Source organism: Synechococcus sp. N26, assembly GCF_900473975.1.
In the GTDB taxonomy this organism is placed as follows: Bacteria; Cyanobacteriota; Cyanobacteriia; order PCC-6307; family Cyanobiaceae; genus Parasynechococcus.
On the sequence record NZ_UCNM01000002.1, the window covers coordinates 157162 to 182767 of the forward strand.

At 62.3% G+C, this 25606-nt stretch carries 27 protein-coding genes; 15 read left to right on the forward strand and 12 right to left on the reverse strand.

The genetic code is table 11. From position 1 onward, the window contains the following. Positions 1 to 4: 4 nt before the first annotated feature. On the reverse strand, positions 5 to 217 hold the full coding sequence (locus DXY33_RS00870; protein ID WP_114988730.1) for a hypothetical protein: 213 nt from the start codon (positions 215 to 217) through the stop codon (positions 5 to 7). A 130-nt stretch (positions 218 to 347) separates the two neighbouring features. On the opposite strand from DXY33_RS00870, the gene gcvT reads away from it, so the two are divergent. From gcvT to DXY33_RS00915, 9 genes are all read left to right on the forward strand, one after another. Next, on the forward strand, positions 348 to 1451 hold the full coding sequence (gene gcvT, locus DXY33_RS00875; protein WP_115131352.1) for a glycine cleavage system aminomethyltransferase GcvT: 1104 nt from the start codon (positions 348 to 350) through the stop codon (positions 1449 to 1451). 49 nt (positions 1452 to 1500) lie between these two features. Then, a complete protein-coding gene (gene aspS, locus DXY33_RS00880; RefSeq protein WP_115131353.1) occupies positions 1501 to 3330 on the forward strand; it encodes an aspartate--tRNA ligase in 1830 nt (609 codons plus the stop codon). 102 nt (positions 3331 to 3432) lie between these two features. Then, positions 3433 to 4566: an RpoD/SigA family RNA polymerase sigma factor gene (locus tag DXY33_RS00885; protein ID WP_115131354.1), complete on the forward strand. Its 1134-nt coding sequence runs from the start codon at positions 3433 to 3435 to the stop codon at positions 4564 to 4566. A 64-nt stretch (positions 4567 to 4630) separates the two neighbouring features. Then, positions 4631 to 6280, forward strand: a complete 1650-nt coding sequence (locus DXY33_RS00890; RefSeq protein ID WP_115131355.1) for a CTP synthase — start codon at positions 4631 to 4633, stop codon at positions 6278 to 6280. A 9-nt stretch (positions 6281 to 6289) separates the two neighbouring features. Next, a complete protein-coding gene (locus DXY33_RS00895) occupies positions 6290 to 6907 on the forward strand; it encodes a 7-carboxy-7-deazaguanine synthase QueE (protein ID WP_115131356.1) in 618 nt (205 codons plus the stop codon). A 68-nt stretch (positions 6908 to 6975) separates the two neighbouring features. Continuing rightward, complete coding sequence (locus tag DXY33_RS00900) at positions 6976 to 7830, forward strand: NAD(P)-dependent oxidoreductase (RefSeq protein WP_115131357.1); 855 nt, start codon at positions 6976 to 6978, stop codon at positions 7828 to 7830. Further along, positions 7827 to 8507 (forward strand): 7-cyano-7-deazaguanine synthase QueC, encoded by a 681-nt coding sequence (queC, locus tag DXY33_RS00905; protein WP_115131358.1) that lies wholly within the window; start codon positions 7827 to 7829, stop codon positions 8505 to 8507. Before DXY33_RS00900 ends, queC begins: the two co-directional genes overlap by 4 nt. Continuing rightward, positions 8504 to 9802: an anthranilate synthase component I family protein gene (locus tag DXY33_RS00910; RefSeq protein WP_115131359.1), complete on the forward strand. Its 1299-nt coding sequence runs from the start codon at positions 8504 to 8506 to the stop codon at positions 9800 to 9802. The genes queC and DXY33_RS00910 overlap by 4 nt, the downstream gene beginning before the upstream one ends. Next, the gene (locus tag DXY33_RS00915; RefSeq protein ID WP_115131360.1) at positions 9799 to 10611 is read left to right on the forward strand and encodes an aminotransferase class IV; all 813 of its coding nucleotides are present in this window, start codon (positions 9799 to 9801) and stop codon (positions 10609 to 10611) included. Before DXY33_RS00910 ends, DXY33_RS00915 begins: the two co-directional genes overlap by 4 nt. A gap of 19 nt (positions 10612 to 10630) precedes the next feature. On the opposite strand, the gene DXY33_RS00920 is transcribed toward DXY33_RS00915, so the two are convergent. Both DXY33_RS00920 and DXY33_RS00925 read right to left on the reverse strand, forming a co-directional pair. Next, positions 10631 to 11422 carry an HAD-IIB family hydrolase gene (locus DXY33_RS00920; RefSeq protein WP_115131361.1) on the reverse strand — a complete coding sequence of 264 codons (792 nt, stop codon included), beginning with the start codon at positions 11420 to 11422 and terminating at the stop codon, positions 10631 to 10633. Then, positions 11419 to 13146: an alpha-amylase family glycosyl hydrolase gene (locus DXY33_RS00925; RefSeq protein ID WP_115131362.1), complete on the reverse strand. Its 1728-nt coding sequence runs from the start codon at positions 13144 to 13146 to the stop codon at positions 11419 to 11421. The genes DXY33_RS00920 and DXY33_RS00925 overlap by 4 nt, the downstream gene beginning before the upstream one ends. A gap of 69 nt (positions 13147 to 13215) precedes the next feature. On the opposite strand from DXY33_RS00925, the gene DXY33_RS00930 reads away from it, so the two are divergent. After that, the gene (locus tag DXY33_RS00930) at positions 13216 to 14466 is read left to right on the forward strand and encodes a glycosyl transferase (protein ID WP_115131641.1); all 1251 of its coding nucleotides are present in this window, start codon (positions 13216 to 13218) and stop codon (positions 14464 to 14466) included. A gap of 17 nt (positions 14467 to 14483) precedes the next feature. On the opposite strand, the gene DXY33_RS00935 is transcribed toward DXY33_RS00930, so the two are convergent. Next, positions 14484 to 14762: a hypothetical protein gene (locus DXY33_RS00935; RefSeq protein WP_371634539.1), complete on the reverse strand. Its 279-nt coding sequence runs from the start codon at positions 14760 to 14762 to the stop codon at positions 14484 to 14486. A gap of 169 nt (positions 14763 to 14931) precedes the next feature. Here DXY33_RS00935 and DXY33_RS00940 point away from each other — a divergent pair, with 169 nt between their 5' ends. Further along, positions 14932 to 15186, forward strand: coding sequence for a DUF1830 domain-containing protein (locus DXY33_RS00940; protein ID WP_115009798.1), 255 nt, complete (start codon positions 14932 to 14934; stop codon positions 15184 to 15186). Positions 15187 to 15219: 33 nt separating this feature from the next. Here the strand turns inward: DXY33_RS00940 and urtE are convergent, their stop codons facing one another. From urtE to ureE, 8 genes are all read right to left on the reverse strand, one after another. Beyond that, positions 15220 to 15930, reverse strand: coding sequence for an urea ABC transporter ATP-binding subunit UrtE (gene urtE, locus DXY33_RS00945; RefSeq protein WP_115009797.1), 711 nt, complete (start codon positions 15928 to 15930; stop codon positions 15220 to 15222). After that, positions 15927 to 16682: an urea ABC transporter ATP-binding protein UrtD gene (urtD, locus tag DXY33_RS00950; protein ID WP_115131364.1), complete on the reverse strand. Its 756-nt coding sequence runs from the start codon at positions 16680 to 16682 to the stop codon at positions 15927 to 15929. Before urtD ends, urtE begins: the two co-directional genes overlap by 4 nt. Beyond that, on the reverse strand, positions 16679 to 17806 hold the full coding sequence (urtC, locus tag DXY33_RS00955; RefSeq protein WP_115131365.1) for an urea ABC transporter permease subunit UrtC: 1128 nt from the start codon (positions 17804 to 17806) through the stop codon (positions 16679 to 16681). Before urtC ends, urtD begins: the two co-directional genes overlap by 4 nt. A 4-nt stretch (positions 17807 to 17810) precedes the next feature. Further along, positions 17811 to 18965: a branched-chain amino acid ABC transporter permease gene (locus tag DXY33_RS00960; protein WP_115131366.1), complete on the reverse strand. Its 1155-nt coding sequence runs from the start codon at positions 18963 to 18965 to the stop codon at positions 17811 to 17813. A gap of 93 nt (positions 18966 to 19058) precedes the next feature. After that, positions 19059 to 20351 (reverse strand): urea ABC transporter substrate-binding protein, encoded by a 1293-nt coding sequence (urtA, locus tag DXY33_RS00965; protein ID WP_115131367.1) that lies wholly within the window; start codon positions 20349 to 20351, stop codon positions 19059 to 19061. Between the two features lie 119 nt (positions 20352 to 20470). Next, the gene (gene ureG / locus DXY33_RS00970) at positions 20471 to 21076 is read right to left on the reverse strand and encodes an urease accessory protein UreG (protein WP_115131368.1); all 606 of its coding nucleotides are present in this window, start codon (positions 21074 to 21076) and stop codon (positions 20471 to 20473) included. Further along, positions 21076 to 21747: an urease accessory protein UreF gene (locus DXY33_RS00975; RefSeq protein WP_115131369.1), complete on the reverse strand. Its 672-nt coding sequence runs from the start codon at positions 21745 to 21747 to the stop codon at positions 21076 to 21078. Before DXY33_RS00975 ends, ureG begins: the two co-directional genes overlap by 1 nt. Further along, entirely contained in the window at positions 21744 to 22196 is a 453-nt protein-coding gene (gene ureE, locus DXY33_RS00980) for an urease accessory protein UreE (RefSeq protein WP_115131370.1), read from the reverse strand. Before ureE ends, DXY33_RS00975 begins: the two co-directional genes overlap by 4 nt. Positions 22197 to 22301: 105 nt before the next feature. On the opposite strand from ureE, the gene DXY33_RS00985 reads away from it, so the two are divergent. The 4 genes from DXY33_RS00985 to ureC are packed head-to-tail and all read left to right on the forward strand — an operon-like array spanning position 22302 to position 25602. After that, positions 22302 to 23237 carry an urease accessory protein UreD gene (locus tag DXY33_RS00985; RefSeq protein WP_115131642.1) on the forward strand — a complete coding sequence of 312 codons (936 nt, stop codon included), beginning with the start codon at positions 22302 to 22304 and terminating at the stop codon, positions 23235 to 23237. 18 nt (positions 23238 to 23255) lie between these two features. Further along, positions 23256 to 23558, forward strand: a complete 303-nt coding sequence (locus tag DXY33_RS00990) for an urease subunit gamma (protein ID WP_115131371.1) — start codon at positions 23256 to 23258, stop codon at positions 23556 to 23558. Positions 23559 to 23568: 10 nt separating this feature from the next. Next, positions 23569 to 23889, forward strand: coding sequence for an urease subunit beta (locus tag DXY33_RS00995; RefSeq protein WP_115131372.1), 321 nt, complete (start codon positions 23569 to 23571; stop codon positions 23887 to 23889). 3 nt (positions 23890 to 23892) lie between these two features. Beyond that, positions 23893 to 25602 (forward strand): urease subunit alpha, encoded by a 1710-nt coding sequence (gene ureC, locus DXY33_RS01000; RefSeq protein ID WP_115009788.1) that lies wholly within the window; start codon positions 23893 to 23895, stop codon positions 25600 to 25602. Positions 25603 to 25606: the final 4 nt, after the last annotated feature.

Genomic DNA, 25606 nt, shown 5'->3' on the forward strand with positions numbered 1-25606 from the left:
GGCCTCAGCTCAAGGTGCGATCCAATTCCAGCTGGCACTCACCAACGCTGCTGCTCTGCAGCGCCGGAAGCTTGGGGGAACGGGGGGTCCAGTGGTGACAGACCATCAGATCCGCAATCTCCGCATGCACCTCCAACCGGCGCAGACGGCACCACCCCTTCGCACCTGCCGGCAGGGTGCAGTACTGACAACTGCGACAGCAGGAGCTGGTGGCCAAACAAGCGCCCCGGAAACGCGCTCAAGCTAGTGACGGTCTGCGAAACGGACCATCGACAGGGACAAATTTCCGGGTTCCCTTCCGGATCGTGAAGCCCTCCATAAGAATGCGCATCTCATCGGCCGCCCCCATGTCCCTGCAGCGCACTCCCCTGTTCGAGGCCTGCCGCAGCGCCGGGGGCCGCATGGTGCCGTTTGCCGGCTGGGAGATGCCGGTTCAGTTCAGCGGCCTGATCCAGGAACACAAAGCCGTTCGCGAAAGGGTCGGCATGTTCGACATCTCCCACATGGGAGTGTTGCGCCTCGAAGGCGCCAATCCCAAGGATGCGCTGCAACGGCTGGTCCCCAGCGACCTGCACCGCATCGGTCCCGGCGAAGCCTGCTATTCGGTTCTGCTGAACGAACGCGGCGGCATTCGCGACGACCTGATCGTTTACGACTGCGGTGCCATTGATGCCGATCGAGGTGCGCTGGTACTGGTGATCAATGCCGCCTGCGCCGACAGCGACACCGCCTGGATCCGTGAACAGATGGAACCCGCTGGCATGACGGCGACTGACATCAAAAAGGACGGAGTCCTGCTTGCTCTGCAGGGCCCTGAGGCCATGGGATTGCTGCAGGAGCTGAGCGGCGAAGACCTCAGCGGCTTGCCCCGCTTCGGCCACCGGATGCTCAACCTCAAGGGCCTGAGCCAACCGGTGTTCAGTGCTCGCACGGGCTACACCGGCGAAGACGGTGCCGAGCTGCTGCTCAACGCCGACGACGGACAGAAGCTCTGGCAGCTTTTGCTCGACCGCGGTGTCACCCCCTGCGGCCTGGGGGCACGGGACACCTTGCGGCTGGAGGCCGCCATGCACCTTTACGGCCAGGACATGAACGACAAAACCAATCCGTTCGAGGCCGGGTTGGGTTGGCTCGTGCACCTGGAAATGCCCGTGGATTTTGTGGGCCGACCGGCGCTGGAGCAGGCGGCGGAATCCGGCCCGGCCAAACGCCTGGTGGGGCTCAAGCTGCAGGGTCGTGCCATCGCCCGCCACGACTACCCCGTGATGCACAACGGAGAGACGGTGGGCATCGTCACCAGCGGCACCTGGTCACCCACCTTGGAAGAAGCGATCGCCCTGGCCTACGTGCCGCCGTCCCTCGCCAAGCTCGGCACCGAACTGAGCGTTGAGATCCGCGGCAAGGCCCAGCCGGCAACGGTCGTTCGCAAGCCCTTCTACAAACGCGCCTGAAGCTCACCGCTGCTGTGGGAAACTCGCTCTTCTCCAGTTGAGACATCCCATGCGCAGCAACGGTTGCGGCGACCTGCGCGAACAGAACATTGATCAGCAGGTGCAACTGTGCGGCTGGGTGGATCGACGCCGTGATCACGGCGGGGTGATTTTCATCGACCTGCGGGACCGCAGCGGCACGATTCAGATCACGGTGGACCCGGATCTGGGCGCCGACGCCTTCGCCGTCGCCGAGCATCTGCGCAGCGAAACCGTGCTGCAGGTTGAAGGGAAAGTCCGGGCCCGGCCCGGCGACTCCCTGAACGACAAGCTGGCGACGGGGGCCGTGGAAGTGCTCGCCAGCGGCATCACCGTGCTGAACAGCGTGAAAGGCAACCTGCCCTTCCCCGTGTCGGTGCACGACGAAGAGAACACCCGCGAAGAGCTGCGGCTGCGCCACCGCTATCTGGATCTGCGCCGCAAGCGCATGAACGACAACCTGCGCCTGCGGGCTCAGACCATCCAGGCCGCCCGTCGCTTCTTGGAGGACGCAGGCTTCATCGAGGTGGAGACCCCGGTGCTGACCCGCTCCACGCCGGAAGGCGCCCGCGATTACGTGCTGCCCAGCCGGGTCTGCGGCGGCGAATGGTTCGCCCTGCCCCAGTCCCCCCAGTTGTTCAAGCAGCTGCTGATGGTGGGCGGCATCGAGCGGTATTACCAGGTGGCCCGCTGTTTCCGCGACGAAGACCTGCGGGCCGACCGCCAGCCGGAATTCACCCAGCTGGACATCGAGATGAGCTTCATGGATCAGGAACAGATCCTGGAGCTGAACGAATCACTGATCTGCGCCATCTGGAAGGCCGTGAAGGGCATCGAACTGCCGCGGCCCTTCCCACGCATGACCTGGCATGACGCCATGGAGCGCTACGGCACCGACCGGCCCGACACCCGCTACGGCATGGAGCTCACCAAAGTGAGTGACATCGTGAAGGACATGGGCTTCAAGGTGTTCAGTGGCGCTGTGAAGTCCGGCGGCGCTGTGAAGTGCATCGCGGTGCCCGGCGGCAACGATGCGGTGAGCAACGTGCGGATCAAGCCGGGTGGTGATGTGTTCAGCGAGGCACAGAAAGCTGGTGCCGGTGGCCTGGCCTTCATCCGGGTGCGCGACGGCGGTGAGATCGACACGATCGGCGCCATCAAGGACAACCTCAGCGATGAGCAGAAGCAGGAGCTGCTCAGCCGCACCGGCGCGGAACCCGGCACCCTGCTGCTGTTCGGTGCCGGCGACACCGCCACGGTGAACAAGGCCCTCGACAGGGTGCGCCAGTACCTGGCCAAGGAGCTGGGCATGGTGAAGGCCGACCGGGACAACGACCAGTGGAACTTCCTCTGGGTGGTGGACTTCCCGATGTTCGAGTTCAACAGCGACGAGAACCGTTACGAGGCCCTGCACCACCCCTTCTGCGCGCCCAATGCGGAGGATCTCGGGAGCGATGCATCGAAGTGGGCCGAAACCCTGCCCGGAGCCCGGGCCCAGGCCTACGACCTTGTGCTCAATGGCCTTGAGCTCGGCGGCGGCTCCCTGCGCATCCATGACTCCGCCCTGCAGCGCCAGGTGTTGCAGACGGTTGGATTGCCCCTCGAGGAGGCCCAGGAGCAGTTCGGCTTCCTAATGGACGCTCTTGATGTGGGCGCACCGCCCCACGGGGGCCTGGCCTTCGGTGTGGACCGGATGGTGATGCTGCTGGCCGGAGAGGAGTCGATCCGCGACACCATTGCCTTCCCCAAGACCCAGCAGGCCCGCTGCCTGATGACCAGTGCCCCAGGGGGCGTTGCCGACAAGCAGCTGGAGGAACTGCACGTGGCCAGCACCTGGGTTGAGCCCGACCAGGAAGACTGAAGGCGGCTACTGGGCTGAGCAGATCCCAAAGGGAATCAGCGCATTTGTCGCACCGCGGCCAACGGCGAGGAACCCTGAAGTTGGACTTCACAAGGCCAGCTTTTGCCCAGCAAGCCCCGACGGACCGGGGGGACCCGTGAGCGCCGCAGCAGCGGCACAACGGATCTGCTGCGGCTTTATCTCCAGGACATCGGCCGGGTCGACCTGCTCACCAATGAGGAGGAGGTCACCCTGGCCCGTCTGGTGCAGCGCCGCGAAGCACTGCTGCTCCAGCAACGGGAGCTGGCTGAGAGCGATGCCGCCATCGGTGAACTGCACCGTCTCGAAGAACTGCAACGCCGGGAAGCCAACCAGCACAGCCACTGGCCAACCAAGCAGGAATGGGCCCGGGCGGCAGGACTGCCCTTGGCCAAGCTGCAGCAGCGGATTGACCTGGGCTATCAGGCCTGGGCTCAGCAGGCACAGCTTGAGGCCAAAGATCTGAAGCTGGCCCTCCGCAACGGGCGGCGAGCCAAAGACCACATGATTCAGGCCAACCTGCGCCTGGTGGTGGCGGTGGCCAAGAAGTACCAGCAGCGGGGCATGGAAATCCTGGACCTGGTCCAGGAAGGAACGCTCGGGCTGGAGCGGGCTGTGGAAAAGTTCGATCCCACCCGTGGTTTCCGCTTCAGCACCTACGCCTACTGGTGGATCCGCCAGGGCATCACCCGGGCCATCGCCACCCAGAGCCGCACGATCCGCTTGCCCGTTCACGTCACCGAAAAACTGAACCGGATCAAACGGGTCCAGCAGGAGATTGCAAGCAACGAAGGACGCATTGCCTCGATCGCGGATCTGGCGCGCGAATTGGGCATCAGTGAAGACACCGTGCGCCAGACCCTGGCCCGGGTGCCCCGCTCAGTGTCTCTGGACACCCGTGTCGGCCGCGAACAGGACACCCAGCTCGGAGATCTGATCGAGGACGGCCATGCCACCCCGGAACAGACCCTCACCCACGACGAACTCCACAACGATCTGGAGGATCTCCTGGATGAACTCACCAGTCGGGAGGCCGCTGTCCTGCGCCGGCGCTTCGGATTGGAGGACGACACGCCCCAGACCCTGGCCCAGATCGGGGAAGAGCTGAAACTCTCAAGGGAGCGCGTTCGTCAGATCGAAACCCGCGCCCTGCTCAAACTGCGACAACCCCAACGACGCAGCAAAGTCCGGGATTACATCCAGGGCCTGGATTCCTAAAACACCGGTTCCCCCTGGAGCCCATGACCGACGCCAGCTAATTTGAAGAGTCGCCCGGCAGGTCATGGCCAAATTCGTCTTCATCACCGGTGGTGTGGTGTCCAGCATTGGCAAGGGAATCGTGGCGGCGAGCCTCGGCCGGTTGCTGAAGTCGCGGGGCTACAACGTTTCGATTCTCAAGCTGGATCCCTACCTGAATGTGGATCCCGGGACGATGAGCCCGTTCCAGCATGGTGAGGTTTTCGTCACGGAAGACGGCGCCGAAACCGATCTCGACCTGGGCCATTACGAGCGCTTCACCGACACGGCGATGTCACGCCTGAACAGCGTGACCACCGGCTCGATCTACCAATCGGTGATCAACAAGGAGCGCCGCGGCGACTACAACGGCGGCACCGTTCAGGTGATTCCCCACATCACCGGCGAGATCCGCGAGCGCATCCACCGGGTTGCCTCCAACAGCAATGCCGATGTGGTGATCACGGAAATCGGCGGCACCGTGGGTGATATCGAATCACTGCCCTTCCTCGAAGCCATCCGTGAATTCCGGGAGGACGTGGGTCGCAACGACCTGGCCTACATCCACGTCACCCTGCTGCCCTTCATCGGCACTTCCGGCGAACTCAAAACCAAGCCCACACAACACTCGGTCAAGGAACTGCGTTCGATCGGCATCCAGCCGGATGTGCTCGTCTGCCGCAGTGATCGCGACATCAGCGACGATCTCAAGCGGAAAATCGGTGGCTTCTGCGGGGTGCCCACCCGCGCCGTGATTCCCTCCCTGGATGCCGACAGCATCTATGCCGTGCCGCTGATCCTTGAGCAGGAGGGTCTGTGCCGTGAAGTGCTGGACGTGCTGAAACTGACCGACCATGACAGCGACATGGCGGCATGGGAACAACTGGTCAACAAGCTGCGTAACCCCGGCCCGTCGGTGAAGGTTGCCCTGGTGGGCAAGTACGTGCAGCTGAACGACGCCTACCTTTCCGTCGTCGAAGCGCTGCAGCATGCCTGCATTGCCCAGGATGCCTCCCTCGACCTGCACTGGGTCTGCGCCGAACAGATTGAAGCGGACGGCGCCGATGCACTCCTGCGCGGAATGGACGCCGTCGTCGTTCCCGGTGGCTTCGGCAACCGTGGCGTCGATGGAAAAATTGCAGCGATTCGCTGGGCTCGGGAACAACGGGTGCCCTTCCTTGGGCTCTGTCTTGGGATGCAAACCGCAGTGATCGAGTGGGCTCGCAACCAGGCCGGCCTCACCGAGGCCACCAGTGCTGAATTAAACGAAAACACGCCCCATCCCGTGATTCACCTGCTGCCGGAACAGCAGGACGTGGTCGACCTGGGCGGCACGATGCGCCTGGGGGTCTACCCCTGCAGGATTGCGCCGGGAACCCTCGCCCAGAGGCTCTACGGAGACGAGGTGGTCTATGAACGCCACCGCCACCGCTACGAATTCAACAACTCCTATCGCAATCTTTTCCTGGAATCCGGATATGTGGTCAGCGGCACGTCCCCGGATGGACGCCTGGTGGAGTTGATCGAACTGAAAGGGCATCCGTTCTTCACCGCCTGCCAATACCACCCCGAATTCCTCTCCCGGCCTGGACAACCCCATCCATTGTTCCGGGGATTGATCGAAGCGGCCCAACAACGCCTTCCGGATTCACCGGCTCAGGCCCTGCGTCAACAGGGGGACATTGCGATCCCATGAACCGCATCGATGGCTGACTCCCAGCGTCTCCCGGTGGTGGAAACATTCCATTCCCTGCAGGGAGAGGGCCACCATGCCGGACGCAGTGCATTTTTCATTCGGCTCGCGGGCTGCACCGTGGGCTGTCCCTGGTGCGACACCAAGCACTCATGGCCGGCCCAAGGGCACCCTGAGCAGCCCGTCCATGCCTTGGCTGATGCCGCCCAGATGGCTGCTGAAGCCGGGGCCAGCTTCGTTGTGATAACCGGTGGAGAACCGTTGCATCACGATCTTCAGCCCCTCACCCAGGCCCTCGATGCGCGATGCGGTCTCCCCCTGCATCTGGAAACCAGCGGGGTGGATCCACTCAGCGGACGCTTCGATTGGATCACCCTCTCGCCAAAACGCCACCGCCCCCCACGGCAAGAGCTTTTGCAGGCCTGCCATGAGCTGAAAGTTGTGGTGCATGGCCCGGAAGACATCAGCTTCGCTGCAGCCATGGCGTCCAAGTGTGAGGACGACACAGAGCGGCTGCTGCAGCCGGGCTGGGAGAGCAGCATCGGAGAAGCCCTGGCTGTGGAGCATGTGCGTCAACATGCCCAATGGCGCCTCAGCCTGCAAAGCCACAAATGGCTTGGAATCCACTGAACGAGGCCGTTGAGGGCAGGGTCTGCTCCACTACGTTGAGGTTGAGCAGAATTTGATCACCTGAGCCCATGACCTCAGTGGCCGTTCTGGGCACAGGCCTCCTCGGAACGGCGATCGCAACGCGATTGCTGGGGCAGGGTCTCAACGTCCACGTCTGGAATCGCGACCCCTCCCGCACCGCCTCGCTCGTGGAGAAGGGTGCAATAGCGATCGACGATCTGGGGCAAGCCGGCAAAAACAACAGCGTCTTGATCACCGTCTTGCGTGACGGGACTGCCACTGCATCCGTGATCGGCACGATTGGGGATCTGCAGAGCTCAACGGTGGTCCCGATGGGAACCATGGGAGTGGAGGAAAGCCGCAAGCTCGCCACACAGGTTGCGGACCAAGGAGGGCGGTATCTGGAAGCCCCGGTGCTCGGCAGCAAACCACAGGCGCTGAACGGATCGCTGCTGGTGATGGCCGGCGGCGAAGAGCAGGTCTTCGAAGCACAACGGCCACTCCTCTCTCATCTCTGCCAAGAGCCCCAGCTCGTAGGCCCCGTTGGCAGCGGCGCTGCCACCAAGCTGGCCCTCAATCAGTTGATCGCCAGCCTCACCCACAGCTTCTCCCTCTCCCTGCAACTGATTCAGCAGGCCGGCGTTCCTGTGGAAACGTTCATGGCCATCCTGCGGCCGTCTGCGCTCTACGCCCCCACCTTCGATAAGAAGCTGCAACGGATGCTGGATCACAGCTACGCCGATCCCAACTTCAGCACCGCCCTGCTACGCAAAGACCTGCGCCTGTTCCTGGAGGAGGCGACCACAGCTGGGCTCCAGGATCAGGGGTTGAGCGGTTTGCTGTCCCTCCTCGAACAAGCCAAGGGCACCGAGCTGGATGAGCAGGACTACTGCGCCCTGCACGAACTCACGCTTCTGAGATGAGTCAACGCACTGCCATCGCGCTTCTCTCCGGAGGTTTGGATTCCGCCACTGCTGCGGCCCTTGCCCTTGAGCAGGGCGACCGCGTCATCGGCCTGTCCTTTGACTACGGCCAGCGCCATCGCCGCGAATTGGACGCCGCCGCTTCCGTTGCTGAGCAGCTTGGGTTGGCAGAGCATCACTGCATCAGCGTGAATCTGGCCAGCTGGGGGGGCTCAGCCCTCACCGACGCCAGCATCTCAATCCCCACCGATGGCGTGGAGGAAGGCCGCATTCCGCCCACCTATGTGCCCGGGCGCAACACCGTGTTCATCTCCATTGGCCTCAGCCTGGCTGAGGCCCGCGGAGCCGAGAGGTTGGTGCTGGGGGTGAATGCTGTCGATTACTCGGGGTATCCCGACTGCCGGCCCGACTACCTCAACGCCTTTCAGACCCTGGCCGACCTGGCCAGCAAAGCCGGTCGGGAGGGCCATGGCGCCCAACTCTGGGCACCGCTTGTGCAGTGGAGCAAGCTACGCATCGTTGAGGAAGCCCTTCGCCTGGGTGTTCCGATCGAAACAACCTGGAGTTGCTATAGCGGCGGCACGCACCCCTGCGGCGTCTGCGACAGCTGCCGCATCCGTGATGCAGCGCTCCGCGAGGCCGGCCGGCCTGACCTCTGCAGTTCAACAGCGGCATGATCCGCCCCCAACGGCTTGAACTGCCCTGGCAGGAGCCCCAAGCGCTCGCGCACCAACTGGCCCATGCCTACGGCGAAGAAGGACTGGTCTGGCTGGATGGCGACGGCAGCAACCTGGGCCGATGGGCCACCCTGGCGGTGGCACCCCAGGAGATCATCTGCTGCCGCGGTCTCCCTGGAGAGCCCGGAGCAAGCAATCCCTTCGAGGCACTGCGGGGGCTTGCCCCAGGGCATTGGTGCGGCTGGCTGAGCTATGAAGCCGCCGCCTGGGTGGAACCGGGAAACCCCTGGGCCAGCGACGGCATGGCCACGCTTTGGATCGCCCGCCACGATCCGGTGCTTCGCTTTGATCTGCAAAAGCGCAGGCTGTGGATCGAAGCCAGCAGCACGGCTGCTTTGGAACGCCTCACCCAACAACTGGCCTCCAGCCCTGAGCAGCCCAACGACGAGCCCCCATCAATCCCCCTAACGGCCTGGAGTCACCACACCACACCCGAGCAGTACGCCGCAGGAGTGCAGCGCATCCGTGATCTGATCGCTGCAGGTGATCTCTTCCAAGCCAATCTCACGGCCTGTTGCAGCACAGCTTGGCCCCAGGGAGGCAGTGCCCTCGAGCTGTTTCTCACCCTGAGGCAGGCCTGTCCTGCCCCCTTCGCAGGGCTGATCATCAGCGACCAGAACGAGGCGTTGCTGTCATCGTCTCCGGAGCGTTTTCTGCAGGTGAGTGCTGATGGAGCTGTACAAACCCGGCCGATCAAAGGCACCAGGCCGCGCCATGGCGACCCCGAACAGGATGCAAATCTCGCCGCGGAACTCGTGTGCAGCGACAAGGACCGGGCCGAGAACGTGATGATCGTCGACCTGCTGCGTAACGACCTCGGTCGTGCCTGCCAGCCGGGTTCGATTCAGGTTCCCCAACTGGTGGGTCTCGAAAGTTATGCCTCCGTACATCACCTCACCTCAGTCGTGGAGGGACAACTTCAGGCCGGATTGAGCTGGGTCGATCTTCTGGAAGCCAGTTGGCCTGGGGGGTCGATCAGCGGGGCGCCGAAACTGCGGGCCTGCCAACGTCTGCATGAGCTCGAGCCCACCAGCCGAGGGCCTTACTGCGGATCACTGCTGCGGGTTGACTGGGATGGCAGCTTCGACAGCAACATCTTGATCCGATCCTTACTGCGCCAAGGCGACACCCTGCGGGCCCATGCCGGCTGCGGAATCGTCGCCGACTCGGATCCCCTTGGCGAAGCAGAGGAGTTGATGTGGAAACTGCAGCCCTTGCTGGAGGCGCTGGCATGAGCACCGCTATCGCCTGGATCGAGGGTCAGTGGGGAACAGCAGCAAGCCTGCAGCTTCCCCTCAACGACCGCGCCCTGCTCCTGGCCGATGGCCTCTTTGAAACGGTGCTGATCCGCAACGGTGCGCCGCAACTCCTGCAGGAGCACCTGCAGCGCTGGAGCGACAGTGCAGCTCTGCTGGGCATGGACCCACCACCGCAGCGAGACGCGCTTGAGCCTCTGATTGAAGACGCGATTCAACGCAGCCAGCTGAGCGAAGCCGATGGAGCCCTGCGCCTCAACTGGAGCCGAGGCAGCTCACCTCAGCGCGGAATCGGACTGCCGGCCCCAGGGCACCACCGCTTTTGGCTCACGCTCCAGGCCACCACACCAACATTTTCAGCCGTCAGCACCATCACCAGTCGGCATGAGCGCCGCAACGCCTCCAGCCGCTTGAGCTGTTGCAAGACCTTTGCCTACGGGCAATCGATCCAAGCCCGCAGGGAAGCCCAGGACCAAGGGGCTGACGATGCTCTGCTCTTGAACACGGCTGGAGCCCTGTGCTGCGGAACAGCGGCGAATCTGCTGGTCCGGCGTCGCGGACAGTGGCTGACACCGCCCCTCAACAGCGGCTGCCTCCCGGGGGTGATGCGGGGCCGTGCACTGGCCCAGGGCATCGCGGTGGAAACCGAGCTCGCGGCCACTTTCGATGCCGACGATCAGGCCGTTCTAATCAACAGCCTCAGCTGTCGACCGATCGCATCCCACAACGGTCAGCCCATGGCGGCAACCACTGCTGCAGTGGAGCTCTGGCAATCCTTGCTGGATTGAGCCAGGGTCCAGCGATGGCCTAGATGCGAAGAATCCGGCGCACAGCCTCGTCCCAGCCATGGGCATGGGGGGCTGCCGCCAGCTGGAAACGCCCGGCAGCGATCCCGGAACGCAACTCGGGATGGGGGCCATCGGGCCCGGGCACCACAACAGCAATATCGGCCACCTCGAGCAACGGCAGATCGTTGGGGGAATCCCCCAAGGCCAAAACCTTCACCTGCTCAGCACCCAGATGTCGCTTGAGGGTGGCCAGCGCCTTGCCTTTGCTGATGTCTGGGCCCAGCAGGTGACCCATGCGGTTGCCCTTCACCACAGTCAGGCCCATCCGCTGGACCAGGGCCTCAAGCCGGCGACGCCCCTCTGCCGAAGGCGGCACAAAAGGCACGCTGCAGCAGCGCCGCTGCGCCTGGCGCAAGGCTTCACCACCAAGCCCCAACAACTGCTGCCCTTCCGCCTCACTGAGTTCATCCAACGGACGCAGGGGCTCACCCAACTCGGCCTGAAGTCGCTGCAACTGAGGTTTCAGCGCCGTCCAATCCGGACCCAACGGCAGCTCCCAGGGTTCCCCTTCCGGAGTTTCCCCATGCACGGCGCCACCGTTTTCAACGATGTAAGGGTCATGCAGCCCCGCCTCGGCGCGAAAGCCGCGCACTTCCTCGGCCGTTTTGCTGGTGCAGGGAATCACCGGAATCCGGTGCTGTTGCAGCTGATGGATCAGATCCTTGGCCGGCGACCAGTCGTAGCTGTGATCCAGCAAGGTGCCGTCGAGATCAGTCACCACCCACCACGCCGGCTCGACACTCGCGGTCATGGCTGAACCAACCAATGCACCGCATAAGGCTCTAGCGAATGCGACTGATGTGGTTCGAACACATGACCGCTCAGGCAATCGGCCCAGGGCTGGTTCAGATCACCACCCAAGCCACTGAGGCGAAAGCTGAGGCGCGCCGCCGTGATGTTGTGAACAGCCACCAGCGTTCCCCCCCCACGGGAGCGCCGCAGGATGACGCAATCACTCCGGTCCGCACTCAGAACCGTCATCGGGGCATCCGGGTGGAAGGCCGGATGAACAGCCCGTTCGGCCAGAGCCCGCCGCAGCGCCGGCAACAGCGCAGAGACATCTGAATCGGGATCCGCCAGGCGGCGCTCCAGGGCCTGAGCCGTGAACTGGGGCCGATTCAGATCCCGGCGATGGCCCGTGCGACGAAAGCGGGTCAGATCATTGGGAGCCGCCAACAACGCCGGCAGATAGAAAGCGGGGACCCCTGGCAAGGCCAGGATCAACAGTTGGGTGAGCAGGAAGCGCTCCCGTTGGAGATACGTGGGATCAATCCCCCCATCCGCCATGGCACTCCACCAACTGATGTTGATCTCGTAGGGAACCTCCTCACCGGAACTGAGCATCCTGTGGCTGACCAGTCCACCCCGTTGCTCACAGCCGATCAATAGCTGCAGCAAGCGCTTCTGGGGCATCAGGCCCTCCAACGGCCGTAAACCGATGCCGTCATGACAGGCAGTGAAATTGAGCAACCCCGTTTGCGGCGGCAAGTCGGGCCAATGACTCAGCCAGGCATTGAGCAGATCGGCCCGACCACTGACGCTGGCCTCAAGCAGCAGAGGCGGCAGGGGAAAGTTGTAAGCGAGATGCGCTTCATCACCGCTCCTCAGATAGGAGAGGTTTTCCTGCTCCGGAACATTGGTCTCGGTGACCACAACGCCATCGGGTCCCACCTGATCGAGCAGCAGCCGCAGCACCCGAACCAGTTGATGGGCCTGCGGCAGGTGAATGCATGAGGTGTGGGGTTCCTTCCAGACAAAACCCACGGCATCCAGACGGATCCAACGCACCCCATGCCGAGCCATGCGTTGCATCAGTCGGGCAAAGCCCAGCAGCACCTCCGCACTTCGCCAGTTGAGATCCACCTGATCGGGTCCAAAGGTGGTCCAGACCTGACGCGCACCAACGGGGCCCCTCAATTGCGTGAACAGATTGGAACTGCGCGGACGAACCACATCCGCCCAGCAGGCATCAGGGGCTGCCTCGAGCACACAGGAGCGGCCGGGCTTCTCATCCCGCATGAACTGCTGCACCCAGGGGTGAGAGGCCGACACGTGATTCAGAACCAGATCGGCCATCAGCCGTCGGCCCTGGGCCAAGGCGGCGAGATCATGCCAATCACCGAAACGCTGCTCAAGCGTCGTGTGGCTTGCCACCGCAAAACCGCCATCACTTGTGGATTGAAGAAACGGCAGCACATGAATCACAGCTGCGAAGGGCTGCAGATGGCGATTCACAAACGTCTTCAAGGCCTGAAGCCCAGGAAAACCCTGCTCACCAATGGTGTCGGCGTAGGTGATCAAGACCACATCGCCACCGTCCCAGCGGTCGATGTGTTCTGCCATATCGCCATCTCCTGACGATTGGCTCAAGATCTGCAGCAATTGCGACGACAACTCCTTGCCATCCCCGGAAGAATCATGCGGGTACAGATCGCCAAGCAGGGTCCGCAGCGTCTCGTCGCGCGGGGGCTGCATCACCTTCCTCCTCCAGATCTTTCAGGTATGGGGCAGGACTCTGACCTCTGTTGTTGCATCGAACACCACATGGATTTTCAGCAGGGCCTGATCAGCACCGTCCATGACTACAGCTTGGGCAATCTCGATGCGGTTGCCTTCAACCGGGAGCTGAGTCAGCGACCCACAACCCTGCTGATCCCCTGCCTGATGGAGGAATTCAGCCGCCCGGCCCTCGGCCTGATTCGCGACACACTTTCGGGCCTGAAGGGACTCAACGAACTGGTGGTGGCATTGGCAGCCACGAGCGCCGAGGACGTCAAAGCGGCGGAAAAATTTTTCGAAGGGATGCCCTTCTCCGTTCGGGTGCACTGGACCAACGGCCCCGCCGTGCGGGAGTTGCTCGAATCCGTCGGCGAACTGGGGCTCGACGTGACCGGACCACCAGGCAAGGGCTGGGCCGTCTGGCAGGGGCTCGGGGTGGCCTGCCAGAACGCTGAAGTTGTTGGCCTGTTCGATGCCGACATCAGAACCTTTGGATCGGCGTATCCAGAGCGCATGCTCCGCCCCCTGCTGGATCGGTCCCACGGCATTGCCTACGTGAAGGCGTTCTACAGCCGCCTTTCCCTCGAAACCCAAGCGCTTCAGGGCCGAGCCACCCGTCTGTTTGTTGGCCCACTGCTGGCCAGCCTGGAGCAGATTTTCGGACCTCTGCCCTACCTGTCTTACCTGCAATCCTTCCGCTATCCCCTGGCTGGTGAATTCGCCTTCACCACCGATTTGGCGATGAATCTGCGCATTCCATCGGACTGGGGGCTGGAGGTGGGCCTGCTGTCTGAGGTGTATCGCCATGTGGCCTCCAGCCGAATCGCTCAAGTGGATCTGGGGTTGTTCGACCACAAACACAAGGAGCTGGGCCAACAACCCAGCGAAGGCCTGCAGCGCATGGCGGGCGAAATTTTCGGCACGGTGTTGCGCGGCCTGATGGAACACGAAGGTTGCGTGATGTCGATGGATCAACTGCCGACCCTTGAGGTGCTGTATCGGCGGGTTGGTGAGGATCGCGTAAGGCAGTTCGGCCTTGACTCAGCCATCAATCGGTTGCCTTACGACCGCCATGGCGAAGAACTGGCGGTTCAAAACTTCGCGGGCCTGCTGCGACCCGGCCTGGCCAAACTGATGCAGGCGCCGATTGCCCATCAGCTGCCCAGCTGGTCGCGACTGCGCAGTTGCAATTCAGCCCTTCAAGCTGATCTGGCCGCAGCAGGGCAGGCAGATCGCACATCCCTGAAACGGCCGAATCACAACCCGCAACGCATCGCCTCTGAACTCGCTGCTTGAAGCCAACGCATTGAGCCTCAGCCCAGCTGCTCCCGCTCTCGCGTGATCCAAACTGTTGCAGCGCGCTGGGAATGCCACGCCTGAAGCAATTGCTTGGCCAAAACCTGCAGCTGCTGTGGATCGATTGTTGATTCGATCGCGCGATTCATCCGCTCAACATCGAATTGCTGAGAAACACTCAAACCGATTTCTTTCTCCATTCTGCAATCCCCATGATCGACAAAGCAATCATGCAAAAAGCGGCGAAAAAGAATTGTTTCAGCTGAAACGAAAGAGCCACTCTGTGCGATCTTCAAAACGCTAGTGGGAGCTTACTTCTCAAAGCCCAGAGCAAAATCGTGACGGTCGATACACAATCGACCAACTCTGTATCAACTCATCTGTATCAAATCTAAAGGCGTGCTGATTCGGTGACCAATCAAACACTCCTCTTGTCTTAAGACCACGAGATTGGCATCATTCCAGATGCTCAAGATGATTGAGTGTGTTTATCAAAACGACACCAGCCGAATGGTGATCGTGAAATGCATTGGTGCTGACCACTTCTACCGAGAGAAGGTGGTGATGCCCACAGAGGTCTTTTGGTTCGAAGCCCCCGAGGATGCGCGCCTGGAAATCTGGAAAATGTCGATGACAGGGCAGATGCTGCATGTGCGTGCCGACGTGAGCGATTACGCCATGAATGAAGAGCCTGCAACAGAATCAATCTGGGCCAGCTGAACTGACCCAGAAGAAGCCATCACGAGCGAAGATCTACACGCTCAGGAACTGATCAACAACCGTCTGGCTGAGTTCACTGGTTGAGCCACTGGCAACAATGCCGCCCCGCTGCATCGCGTAATAGCGATCAGCCTGGCGAACGAAGTGGAGATGTTGCTCCACCAGCAACACCCCGATCCCGGTGTCGGCAATGATCCGCCGAACAGCCGCTTCAATATCCTGAACAATGTTGGGCTGAATGCCCTCCGTGGGCTCATCCAACAGCAGCAACTTTGGCTTGCCAAGCAACGCACGGGCGATGGCCAATTGTTGTTGCTGACCCCCACTCAAATCACCGCCCTTACGCGGTAGAAACTCCTGAAGGATCGGAAACAGCTCATACACAAATGGATCAATGTGGCGATGCCGGGCCAATCCACCCGGCAACGCCTCCATCCCCAAAAGCAAGTTTTCTTCCACCGTGAGCTGGGGGATGATCTCGCGACCTTGCGGCACATAACCAATCCCGGCCCGAGCCCGCTGATGCGGTGCCTGACGATCCAATTGAGCACCGTCGAACGCCATGGTTCCGGAGCGGGGGCGCAACAGACCGATCAGCGATTTCAACAGGGTGGTTTTACCCACACCATTGCGGCCGATCAGACAAACCATCTCCCCCGATTTCACGCTGAGATCAACATCCCGAAGAATGTGACTTTCGCCGTAAAAGGTGTTGAGGCCTTGGATCTCCAGCAGGTTCGTCATTGGTTCTCCTCCTCAGTGGTGCCGAGATAAACCTCAATCACCCGGGGATCGGCCTGCACCTGATCCATCGTGCCCTCACAGAGGACATGGCCCTGGTGCAGCACCGTCACCGGACTTTCAAGTCGCCGTATGAATTCCATGTCGTGCTCAATCACCAGCACGGTGTGATCCCCGGCCAACGACTTGAGCAGATCCGCCGTCAGATCGGTCTCCTCATCCGTGAGCCCAGCCACCGGCTCGTCCACCAGCAACAGGTCGGGATCCTGACCCACAAGCATGGCGATCTCAAGCCACTGTTTCTGACCGTGGGACAACGACCCAGCTGCCCAATCGGCACGGTTCTGCAGATTGACGATGCTCATCAAGTGATGAACACGATCGCGCTGCTCCCCATTCAGGCCCCCCACCAGCAATGACCAAGGCTGCTTCGGCTGGCTGACCGCTAAAGCCAAGTTCTCCTGAACGCTGAGCTTCTCGAAAACACGAGGGCTCTGAAACTTGCGGCCGATGCCAAAGCGCGCGATGCGGTGCTCGCGCGTTCCCACTAGGGAGCGTCCTTTGAAGACCACATCCCCTTCCGTGGGAGCGGTCTTGCCAGTGATCACATCCAGGAACGTGGTCTTGCCGGCGCCATTCGGGCCGATCACTGCGCGCAGCTCCCCAGGCTGAAGGCTGAGGTTGAGATCGCGCAACGCCAAAAAGCCATCAAAACTGACGGTGATTTGGCGCAACTCCAATAAAGCCGTGCTCATGACTGAACCTCTTCCTGACCTTCAAGATCGAGACGTGGATAGGTCTCACTCCGACGGGCAATGCCGAATCGGTTGAGCCAGTTGCGAGGGCCATCGCCTCGGAACCAGCCAATGACGCCCTCCGGCAAGGCCGTCACCACGAGGATGAACAGGCCCCCTTGGATGAACAGCCAACTTTGGGGGAGAGCTTCGCTCACCAAACTCTTGGCGTAGTTGATAGCCACAGCGCCAAGGATCGCTCCCACGAGCGTGCCTCGACCACCCACAGCAACCCAGATCACCATCTCAATCGAGAAGGGAACGGTCATGTACTGCGGCGAAACGATGCCCGACTGAACGGTGTAAAGCGCACCACCGATGCCTGCCAAACCACCAGCGATGGCGAAGACGATCGTCTTGAAAAGGGTGGGGTTGTAACCGGCAAAGCGCAGCCGGGGTTCGTCATCGCGAATAGCGATCAAAACGTCTCCAAACCGGCCCCGCACCACCCAGCGCAGAAACAGCCAGGCCAGGATCACCACCACAGAGGTCAACCAGAAGAATCCCCGCTGCATCTCCGGGGAACCCACCATCTGGCCGAACAGCTGGGTCACATCGGTTTTAAGACCGTTGGTGCCGTTGATCAGCTTCTGCTGGCCGTTGAAGAAATTGAAGAAAACAAGCAGAGCCGCCTGGGTGAGGATCGAGAAATAGACCCCCTTGATCCGGTTACGGAACACCAGGTTGCCGAGCACGGCAGCCAGCACGGCTGGAACCAGCCAGATCGCCACCAAGGTGAACAGCGGGGAATGGAACGGCTCCCAGAAGGCGGGCAACCGATCCACGCCATACAGGCTGAAGAACTCGGGAATGCCGTTGGGCAGATCACCCGAGCTGTTGAGCTGCAGGTACATCGCCACGCCGTAGCCGCCGAGGGCAAAAAAGATGCCCTGGCCAAGGCTGAGCAAACCGGTGAAGCCCCAGATCAAGTCGATGCCCAGGGCAACGATCGCCAAAGAGAGGAAGCGACCCAACAGATTCAGCCGAAACACCGGCAAAACAGCGGGCGCGGCAACGATGGCCGCAACGATCACCACCCAAAGGATGATCAAGGGCCAACGGCGTTGTTGAAAGGCTTGGAACATCAGATCAGGCCTCCACCATGCGTCCTTTTTGCGGGAACAGACCCGCGGGACGGAATTGAAGGAACACCACGATCAGAGCGAACACCATCACCTGGGCCATGCTCGTGGTGGCGAAGAAATTCACCGCACCGGCCAGGGGGGCCGGCATATCAGGCCAGATCGTCAGCAGACGTCCAGCACCGATCAGGTCGGTGAGCAGGCCAATGGCAAAGGACGCGAGCACGGTGCCCAAGAGGTTTCCGACGCCACCGAGCACCACCACCATGAAGCAGCCCACGATGTAGGACCCGCCCACGTTGGGGCCCACCGAACCCAGCAGGGAAACAGCAACCCCCGCCACACCGGCCAAACCGGAGCCGATGCCAAAGGTGAGCACGTCAACGGTGTCGGTGGGAATGCCAAGGCAATCACTCATCGAACGGTTCTGGGTGACGGCACGAATGCGCATTCCCCACACGCTTTTGTTGAGGAACCACGTCACCCCAACCACCGCAACGATGGTGATCACGATGATCACCAGGCGCGGAACAGGAAAGGTGATATCCATGAATTCGATCCCGCCGCGCATCCATTTGGGTGCCGTCACATCCACATTGCGGGAGGTGGCCCTGGCGATGCGACTGATTTGTGAGGCCAGGCCACCGGCCAGCAGCACACCGCCCAGGGCTGAAACAGCCCAACTCCCCGCACGCACCAAGCGAGCTCGAGGTCCAGAGAGGAGAGAGGAGGGAAGCAGCAGCGGCAGGCCAAAGCCCAGCACCAGCGCAAGGATCAGGCCGGCGGCGTGGGCCAGGGCAACACTCCGCACGAACTGCTGAAGAATCAAGCTGACGCCCCAGGTCGCGAGCAGGGTCTCCAGCGGGTTGCCGTAGAGCCGGCGAATCACGGTACGTTCCAGCAGGATGCCGACCACACCGCTGACGATGAAAGCCAGGGGAAGCGCCACAAGCACGTAGGCGTTGTAAACCGGCTGCAGCGCAGGCAGCTTGAAGATCAGCTGCACCACGTAAGTGGTGTAGGCCCCAAGCATGATCAGCTCACCATGGGCGAGGTTGATCACGCCCATGAGGCCGAAGACAATGGCCAGTCCGAGGGCGGCCATCAGCAGCACCGAGCCGATGGCGACACCGTTGAACAGGCTTTCGAGAAGCAGTTGCACAGACGTGTGAAACGAAGCGTTCAATGAAACGACGAAAGGAGGAGCCCGTCACCGGGCTCCTCCCTGAAGAGCAATCAGGCTGTGATCAGAAGATCAGAGCTTGTACTTCTCGCCCTTGGCGGCGTCGGTCCAGTCGCAAGCGAAGCCCTTGGAGCTGGGCTCGAACTGGTTCCAGGCCTGAGGAGCCACGGGGCCATCGGTGGATTCGAGGATCTCGAACTGGCCGTCAGCGGTGATCTGGCCGATGCGCACGGTCTGGGAGAGGTGGTGGTTGGGCATCACCTTCACAGGTCCCTGAGGAGCGTCAAACTCGATGCCGACCAGGGCCTCACGCACCTTGTCGTCGTCGAAGCTGTTGGCCTTCTCGACAGCCTTCTTCCACAGGTAGACCATGTTGTAGGCCGACTCCTGAGGGTCAGCGACCTGGCGGTCGGCGCCGTACTTGGCCTTGAAGTCAGCAGCGAACTTCTTGGAGGCCGGGGTGTCGATCGACATCATGTAGTTCCAAGCGCCGTAGTGGCCCTCAAGGAACTCAGAACCGATGGTGCTGATCTCCTCTTCCGCGATGGAGTAGCTCATCACGTAGTAGCCGTTATCGGGGGTGATGCCGGCGTCCTGGATCTGCTTGAAGAAGGCGACGTTCTGGTCACCATTCAGGGTGTTGATGATCACACCGCCGTCAGGCAGGGCCTTCTTGATCTTGGCGATGATCGGAGCAACCTCGGTGTTGCCCAGGGGCAGGTAGTCCTCACCGACCACTTCGCCACCCAGGGACTTGAGCTGTTCCTTGGTGATGGTGTTGGAGGTGCGGGGGAAGACGTAGTCCGAACCCACGAGGAAGAAGGGCTTGCCAGCGGCAGGCGACTTCTCATACATGAACTTGGTGGCAGGCTCCGACTGCTGGTTCGGAGTGGCACCGGTGTAGAAGATGTTGTTGGAACACTCCTGACCCTCGTATTGAATCGGGTAGTAGAGGAAAGCGTTCTTCGACTCGTACACAGGCAGCATCGCCTTGCGGCTGGCGGAGGTCCAGCCACCGAAAACCACGGGCACCTGGTCCTGGTCGATCAGCTTCTTGGACTTCTCAGCGAAGGTGGGCCAATCGGAGGCACCGTCCTCGACGATGTACTCGATCTTGTACTTCTTGCCATCAACTTCAACGCCACCGGCGGCGTTGATCTCATCGATCGCCATTTTCTCGGTGTCCACCAGGGTGGACTCGGAGATGGCCATGGTGCCGGTCAGCGAGTGCAGGATGCCGACGGTGACGCTGTCGTCGTAGTCAACGTTGGCAGCCTTGTCACCGCCACCGCATGCGGTCACGGCAAGACCCAGCGAAGCCGCGGCCATGCCGGCGAAAAGGCGCTTGGAGAGAGGGGTGCTCATGGAATGAGAGGGCACTTAAAAGCTTGGACGCGCGAAACGTCCTGAAATTCGACCATCGCTACAGGTGGGGATTTGAAACGTAACAACGGGAACACTTTTGCCCTCAAAAGCTTGTGTTTTCATGATTTTGGTAGCTGTTGCAACAGGAACTCCACGACCTGCTCCAGGCCTTCGCCGCTGTGGAGATTGGTGAAACACCAAGGCCGGTCTCCCCGCATCCGCCGGGTGTCCTGTTCCATCACTGAAAGGTCGGCACCAACCTGGGGAGCCAGATCAATCTTGTTGATCACCAGCAGGTCAGAGCGGGTGATGCCAGGGCCTCCTTTACGGGGGATCTTGTCGCCGGCCGCCACATCAATCACGTAGATGCAGAGATCCACCAGTTCCGGACTGAAGCTCGCCGCCAGGTTGTCGCCGCCGCTCTCCACCAGAACAAGATCGAGATTCGGAAACTGCGTCTCCAGCTCCGCCACGGCAGCTCTGTTGATCGAGCAGTCTTCGCGGATCGCCGTGTGAGGGCAACCACCGGTCTCCACGCCACGGATCCGCTCTGGATCCAGGGCACCCGCACGGGTGAGGAACTGGGCATCCTCCTGGGTGTAGATGTCGTTGGTGACCACCGCGAGCTGGAGCTCGTCGCGCAAGCGGCGACAGAGGGCCTCCACCAGTGCGGTCTTGCCGGATCCCACAGGGCCCGCCACCCCCAGGCGCAGTTTGCTGCTCATCAGCTTCGAAACAGGCGTGAATACAGCTCAGCATGGGCAAGCTGCGCCATGCCCGCACCCACACCGCTGCTCCAGAGCTGCTTGGGATCGGCCGCCTGGAGCTGCTGCGCTTGGGAGGCAATCAGCGGCAGCAGCCGCTGTTGCAGCACCTGCGCTCGGGAGGGACCCAACGGCAGCAGCCGCACCGAGGCACTGAGCTGATTGGCAACCCAGCCGTAGAGGTACCCCTCCACCATGTCTCCCTCTGAAACCGACAAGCGCACAGCGGCCCAGGCCCAGGCCGCTGGCCAGCTCAGGGCCACAGGTTCAGGCAGGTCGTGCCCCATATCCGACATCAACTGCAGCAGCGACATCCCCATCTGACGCTGCTGCGCTCGCAACTCCGCGGCCTCGCGGGTGGCCATCAGCCAACCATCAAGATCGATCAGGCGCCCCTTGGCCGCCGCATCGGCCTGGGTGGACCACCCCAACAAAGCCTCCGCCAGAGGCCCTAATGCCGCGGCTTCCAGCCGCACCACGCCCCGTTGCAGTTCAGCCTCCAACCAAGCCTGGATGGCCTGCTCATCGGCGATGGAGCCCGCCTGAATCACCACCTCCAGCCCCTCTGAATAGCTGAAGGCACCCACGGGCAGGGCAGGGCTGACCAGTTGCAGCAACGCAAGGGACGTCATCCGTGCTGATGGCCTCCATAGGCACCGCCTTCGGGGGCAAACGGCTGCAGACAGCGGCTCACCGTCAATCCACGGCCTTCCAGCATCGTGGCGAGAACGGAATCCTCCGGCAGCAACAGCTCCTGCTCATGCAGCTCCAGGGCGACATGGCGATTGCCCAGGTGATAAGCCGCCTGCAACAGCTCCAGGGGATGCGATCCCTGCACCCGCAGCAACGCCTCCGGCGCTGCCGTCACCTCCACAACGGTCGAGCCGGACTCATCCCCCAAAAAGTCACCGGGCTGGAGAGAACCCTCACGGGGCAACTGCAGAAGCACCGGACGACCGCAGGAGGTGGTGCGACGGCCCCGCAGCACCGTGCGCTCTTCGGCCGTTAACGGCAACTGCAGAGTGGCCGTGGCACTGCTTTTCTGAAGGCGCTGCTCCAACACGACCACCGCATCCGTCACCAGCAGCTCCTCTCCAGTTCCACAACAAAAGCGTGCCGATCAATCAGCAGCAGTTTGGTGTGCATTGCTACAGAGTTGAAGCCGGTGGCGGCGGAGCGTGAGGCCATGCAACGTCTCGATCCCTGGCACGGCCGCTGCGACCTGCAGTTTTTTGCCACCAACGGCAGCACCAAACACCAGGGGGGCTGCACGGCTCCGTTCAAGCTGCTTCGCAGTGAACGCGGCGATGACGGACGCTGCGAGCTGCCGGTGCTGCACACCGCCGGAGGCCTGGTGGGCGGCGATCAACTCAGCCTGGACTTCAAGCTTGAGGCCAACAGCCGCGGCCTGATCACCAGCGTGGCGGCGCAGAAGGTTTACGGATCGATCGGCCGCAGCCGCCTGCAACCCGAGGGGTGCTTTGCCCATCAACAGGTGCGCTGCTCACTGGCCAGCGGCAGTGACTTCGAATGGCTGCCGCAGGAACTGGTGCTGTACGCCGATGCTTTGTTCGAGCAGCAGCTGACGGTGACCCTGCCGCAGGACGCCTCTTTTCTCAGCGCAGAGATCGTGCGCTTGGGCCGAACCGCCGCCGGCGAAACCCTGCAGCAGGGACGGTGGCGCTCGAGCCTCACCATTCAGCGCCTTGCAGGCAACCGCTCAACCTGGGAGCTGGCGGATCGGGTGGAGCTCGGCGGCGCCAACTTGGACAGCCCGCATGGGTTGGGAGGCGCCCCAGTATTCGGAACACTGGTTTGGGCCGCACCGATGGCCATGGGTGCCGAAACAACAGCAACCCTGCTGGAGGGAGCGCGGGCCGACCGCGAAGGCCTGACGGGCACAATGCGCTGCGGCGCCCTAAATCAGGGCCTGATCGCCCGCTATTCCGGTGAGTCAAGCCGTGATGCCCGCTTCTGGTTCAGTCGGATCTGGGAGCGAACGCGAAAGATCCGGGAGCTGGCACGGCCTCGCATCCCCAGGGTCTGGCCACTGCAGGAACAGCCTCTGCGCCGACAAGCGTCCACCGTGAACGCTTTCGAGGCCGCAGCGGAGACACACTGAAGAAGACCGAGCTTCGCCATGCATCTCAGTCCCCAGGAAAAGGACAAGCTCCTGATCGTGACCGCCGCACTGCTGGCCGAGCGGCGCTTGAACCGTGGCCTCAAGCTCAACCACCCCGAAGCGGTGGCTTTGCTCAGCTTTTTGGTGCTGGAAGGCGCCCGTGACGGCAAGAGCGTGGCGGAGCTAATGCAGGAAGGCACCACCTGGCTGCGTCAGGACCAGGTGATGGAGGGCGTGCCCGAGCTCGTCCATGAGGTGCAGATCGAGGCCGTCTTCCCCGATGGCACCAAGCTCGTCACCCTGCACGACCCGATTCGCTGAGGCAGAACCCATGGCACCTCTCATTCCAGGCGAACTGCTTCCCGAACCGGGTGAACTGGAGCTGAATGCAGGCCGGCCTTTCACCACGGTGAACGTCTCCAACAGCGGCGACCGGCCAGTACAGGTGGGCTCCCATTTCCATTTCGCCGAAGCCAATGCCGCCCTGCAGTTCGACCGGGCCGCGGCCCGCGGTCAACGGCTCGACATCCCCGCCGGCACCGCCATCCGCTTCGAACCCGGCGACAACCGCGACGTGAACCTGATTCCCTTCGCCGGTTCGCGACGCGTCATCGGCTTCAACGGCCAGATCAACGGACCCCTCGACGCCTGACCCATGCCCTACCGCATCTCCCGCCAGGCCTACGCCGAGACCTACGGACCCACCACCGGCGACAGGGTTCGCCTGGCCGACACCGATCTGATTCTGGAAGTCGAAAAGGATTACACCGTCTACGGCGATGAGGTGAAGTTCGGCGGCGGCAAGGTGATCCGCGACGGCATGGGCCAATCCCAGACCCCTCGAGCCGAGGGCGCCGTCGACACGGTGATCACCAATGCCCTGATCCTCGACTGGTGGGGCATCGTCAAAGCCGATGTCGGCCTCAAGGACGGCCGCATCGTTGGCATCGGCAAAGCCGGCAACCCCGACACCCAGGAAGGGGTGACGATCGTAGTGGGCCCAGGCACCGAAGCCATCGCTGGGGAGGGCCACATCCTCACGGCCGGTGGCATCGACACCCACATCCACTTCATCTGCCCCCAGCAGATCGAAACGGCCCTGGCCAGCGGCGTTACCACCCTGATGGGCGGCGGCACCGGACCGGCAACAGGCACCAATGCCACCACCTGCACCCCCGGCGCCTTCCACATCGGACGGATGCTCCAGGCCGCCGAAGGTTTGCCGGTGAACCTGGGCTTCTTCGGCAAAGGCAACGCCAGCACCCCGGAAGCGCTGGAAGAACAGGTGCGCGCCGGTGCCTGCGGCCTGAAGCTGCACGAAGACTGGGGCACCACGCCCGCCACCATCGATGCCTGCCTGTCTGTGGCCGATCGGATGGATGTGCAGGTGTGCATCCACACCGACACCTTGAACGAAGCCGGCTTCGTGGAAGACACGATCGCCGCCATCAAGGGACGCACCATCCACACCTTCCACACCGAAGGCGCCGGCGGCGGCCATGCCCCGGACATCATCAAGATCTGCGGCGAGGCCAACGTGCTGCCCAGCAGCACCAACCCCACCCGGCCCTACACCCGCAACACGCTCGAGGAGCACCTCGACATGCTGATGGTGTGCCACCACCTCGATCCGAAGATCCCCGAGGATGTGGCCTTCGCCGAATCGAGGATCCGGCGCGAAACGATCGCCGCCGAAGACATCCTTCACGACCTGGGCGCCTTCTCAATCATCGCCAGCGACTCGCAGGCCATGGGCCGCGTGGGCGAGGTGATCACCCGCACCTTCCAAACCGCCCACAAGATGAAGGTGCAGCGCGGTGCCCTGCCGGAAGACTCCGCTCGCAACGACAACCACCGCCTCAAGCGTTACATCGCCAAGGTGACGATCAACCCGGCGTTGGCCCACGGCATCAGCACCGAGGTGGGGTCGATCGAAACCGGCAAGCTCGCCGATCTGGTGCTTTGGAAGCCTGGCTTCTTCGGCATTCGCCCGGAACTGGTGGTGAAGGGCGGTTCGATCGTCTGGGCCCAGATGGGCGATGCCAACGCCTCGATTCCCACCCCAGGCCCGGTGCACGGCCGGCCGATGTTCGGCGCCTTCGGCAAAGCCCTCGCGCCCAGTTGTCTCACCTTCGTGAGCGAAGCGGCGATGGATGCCGACATCCAACGCCAGCTGGGGCTGGAGCGCACCTGCATGGCGGTGAAGGACACCCGCAGCGTGGGCAAGAGCGCCCTCAAGCTGAATTCAGCGCTGCCCAAGGTGAGCGTGGACCCACAGACCTATGAGGTGTTCGCCGACGGTGAGCTGCTCACCTGTGAGCCCGCCGAGGTGCTGCCCCTCGCCCAGCGCTACCTGCTGCTTTGAGCCC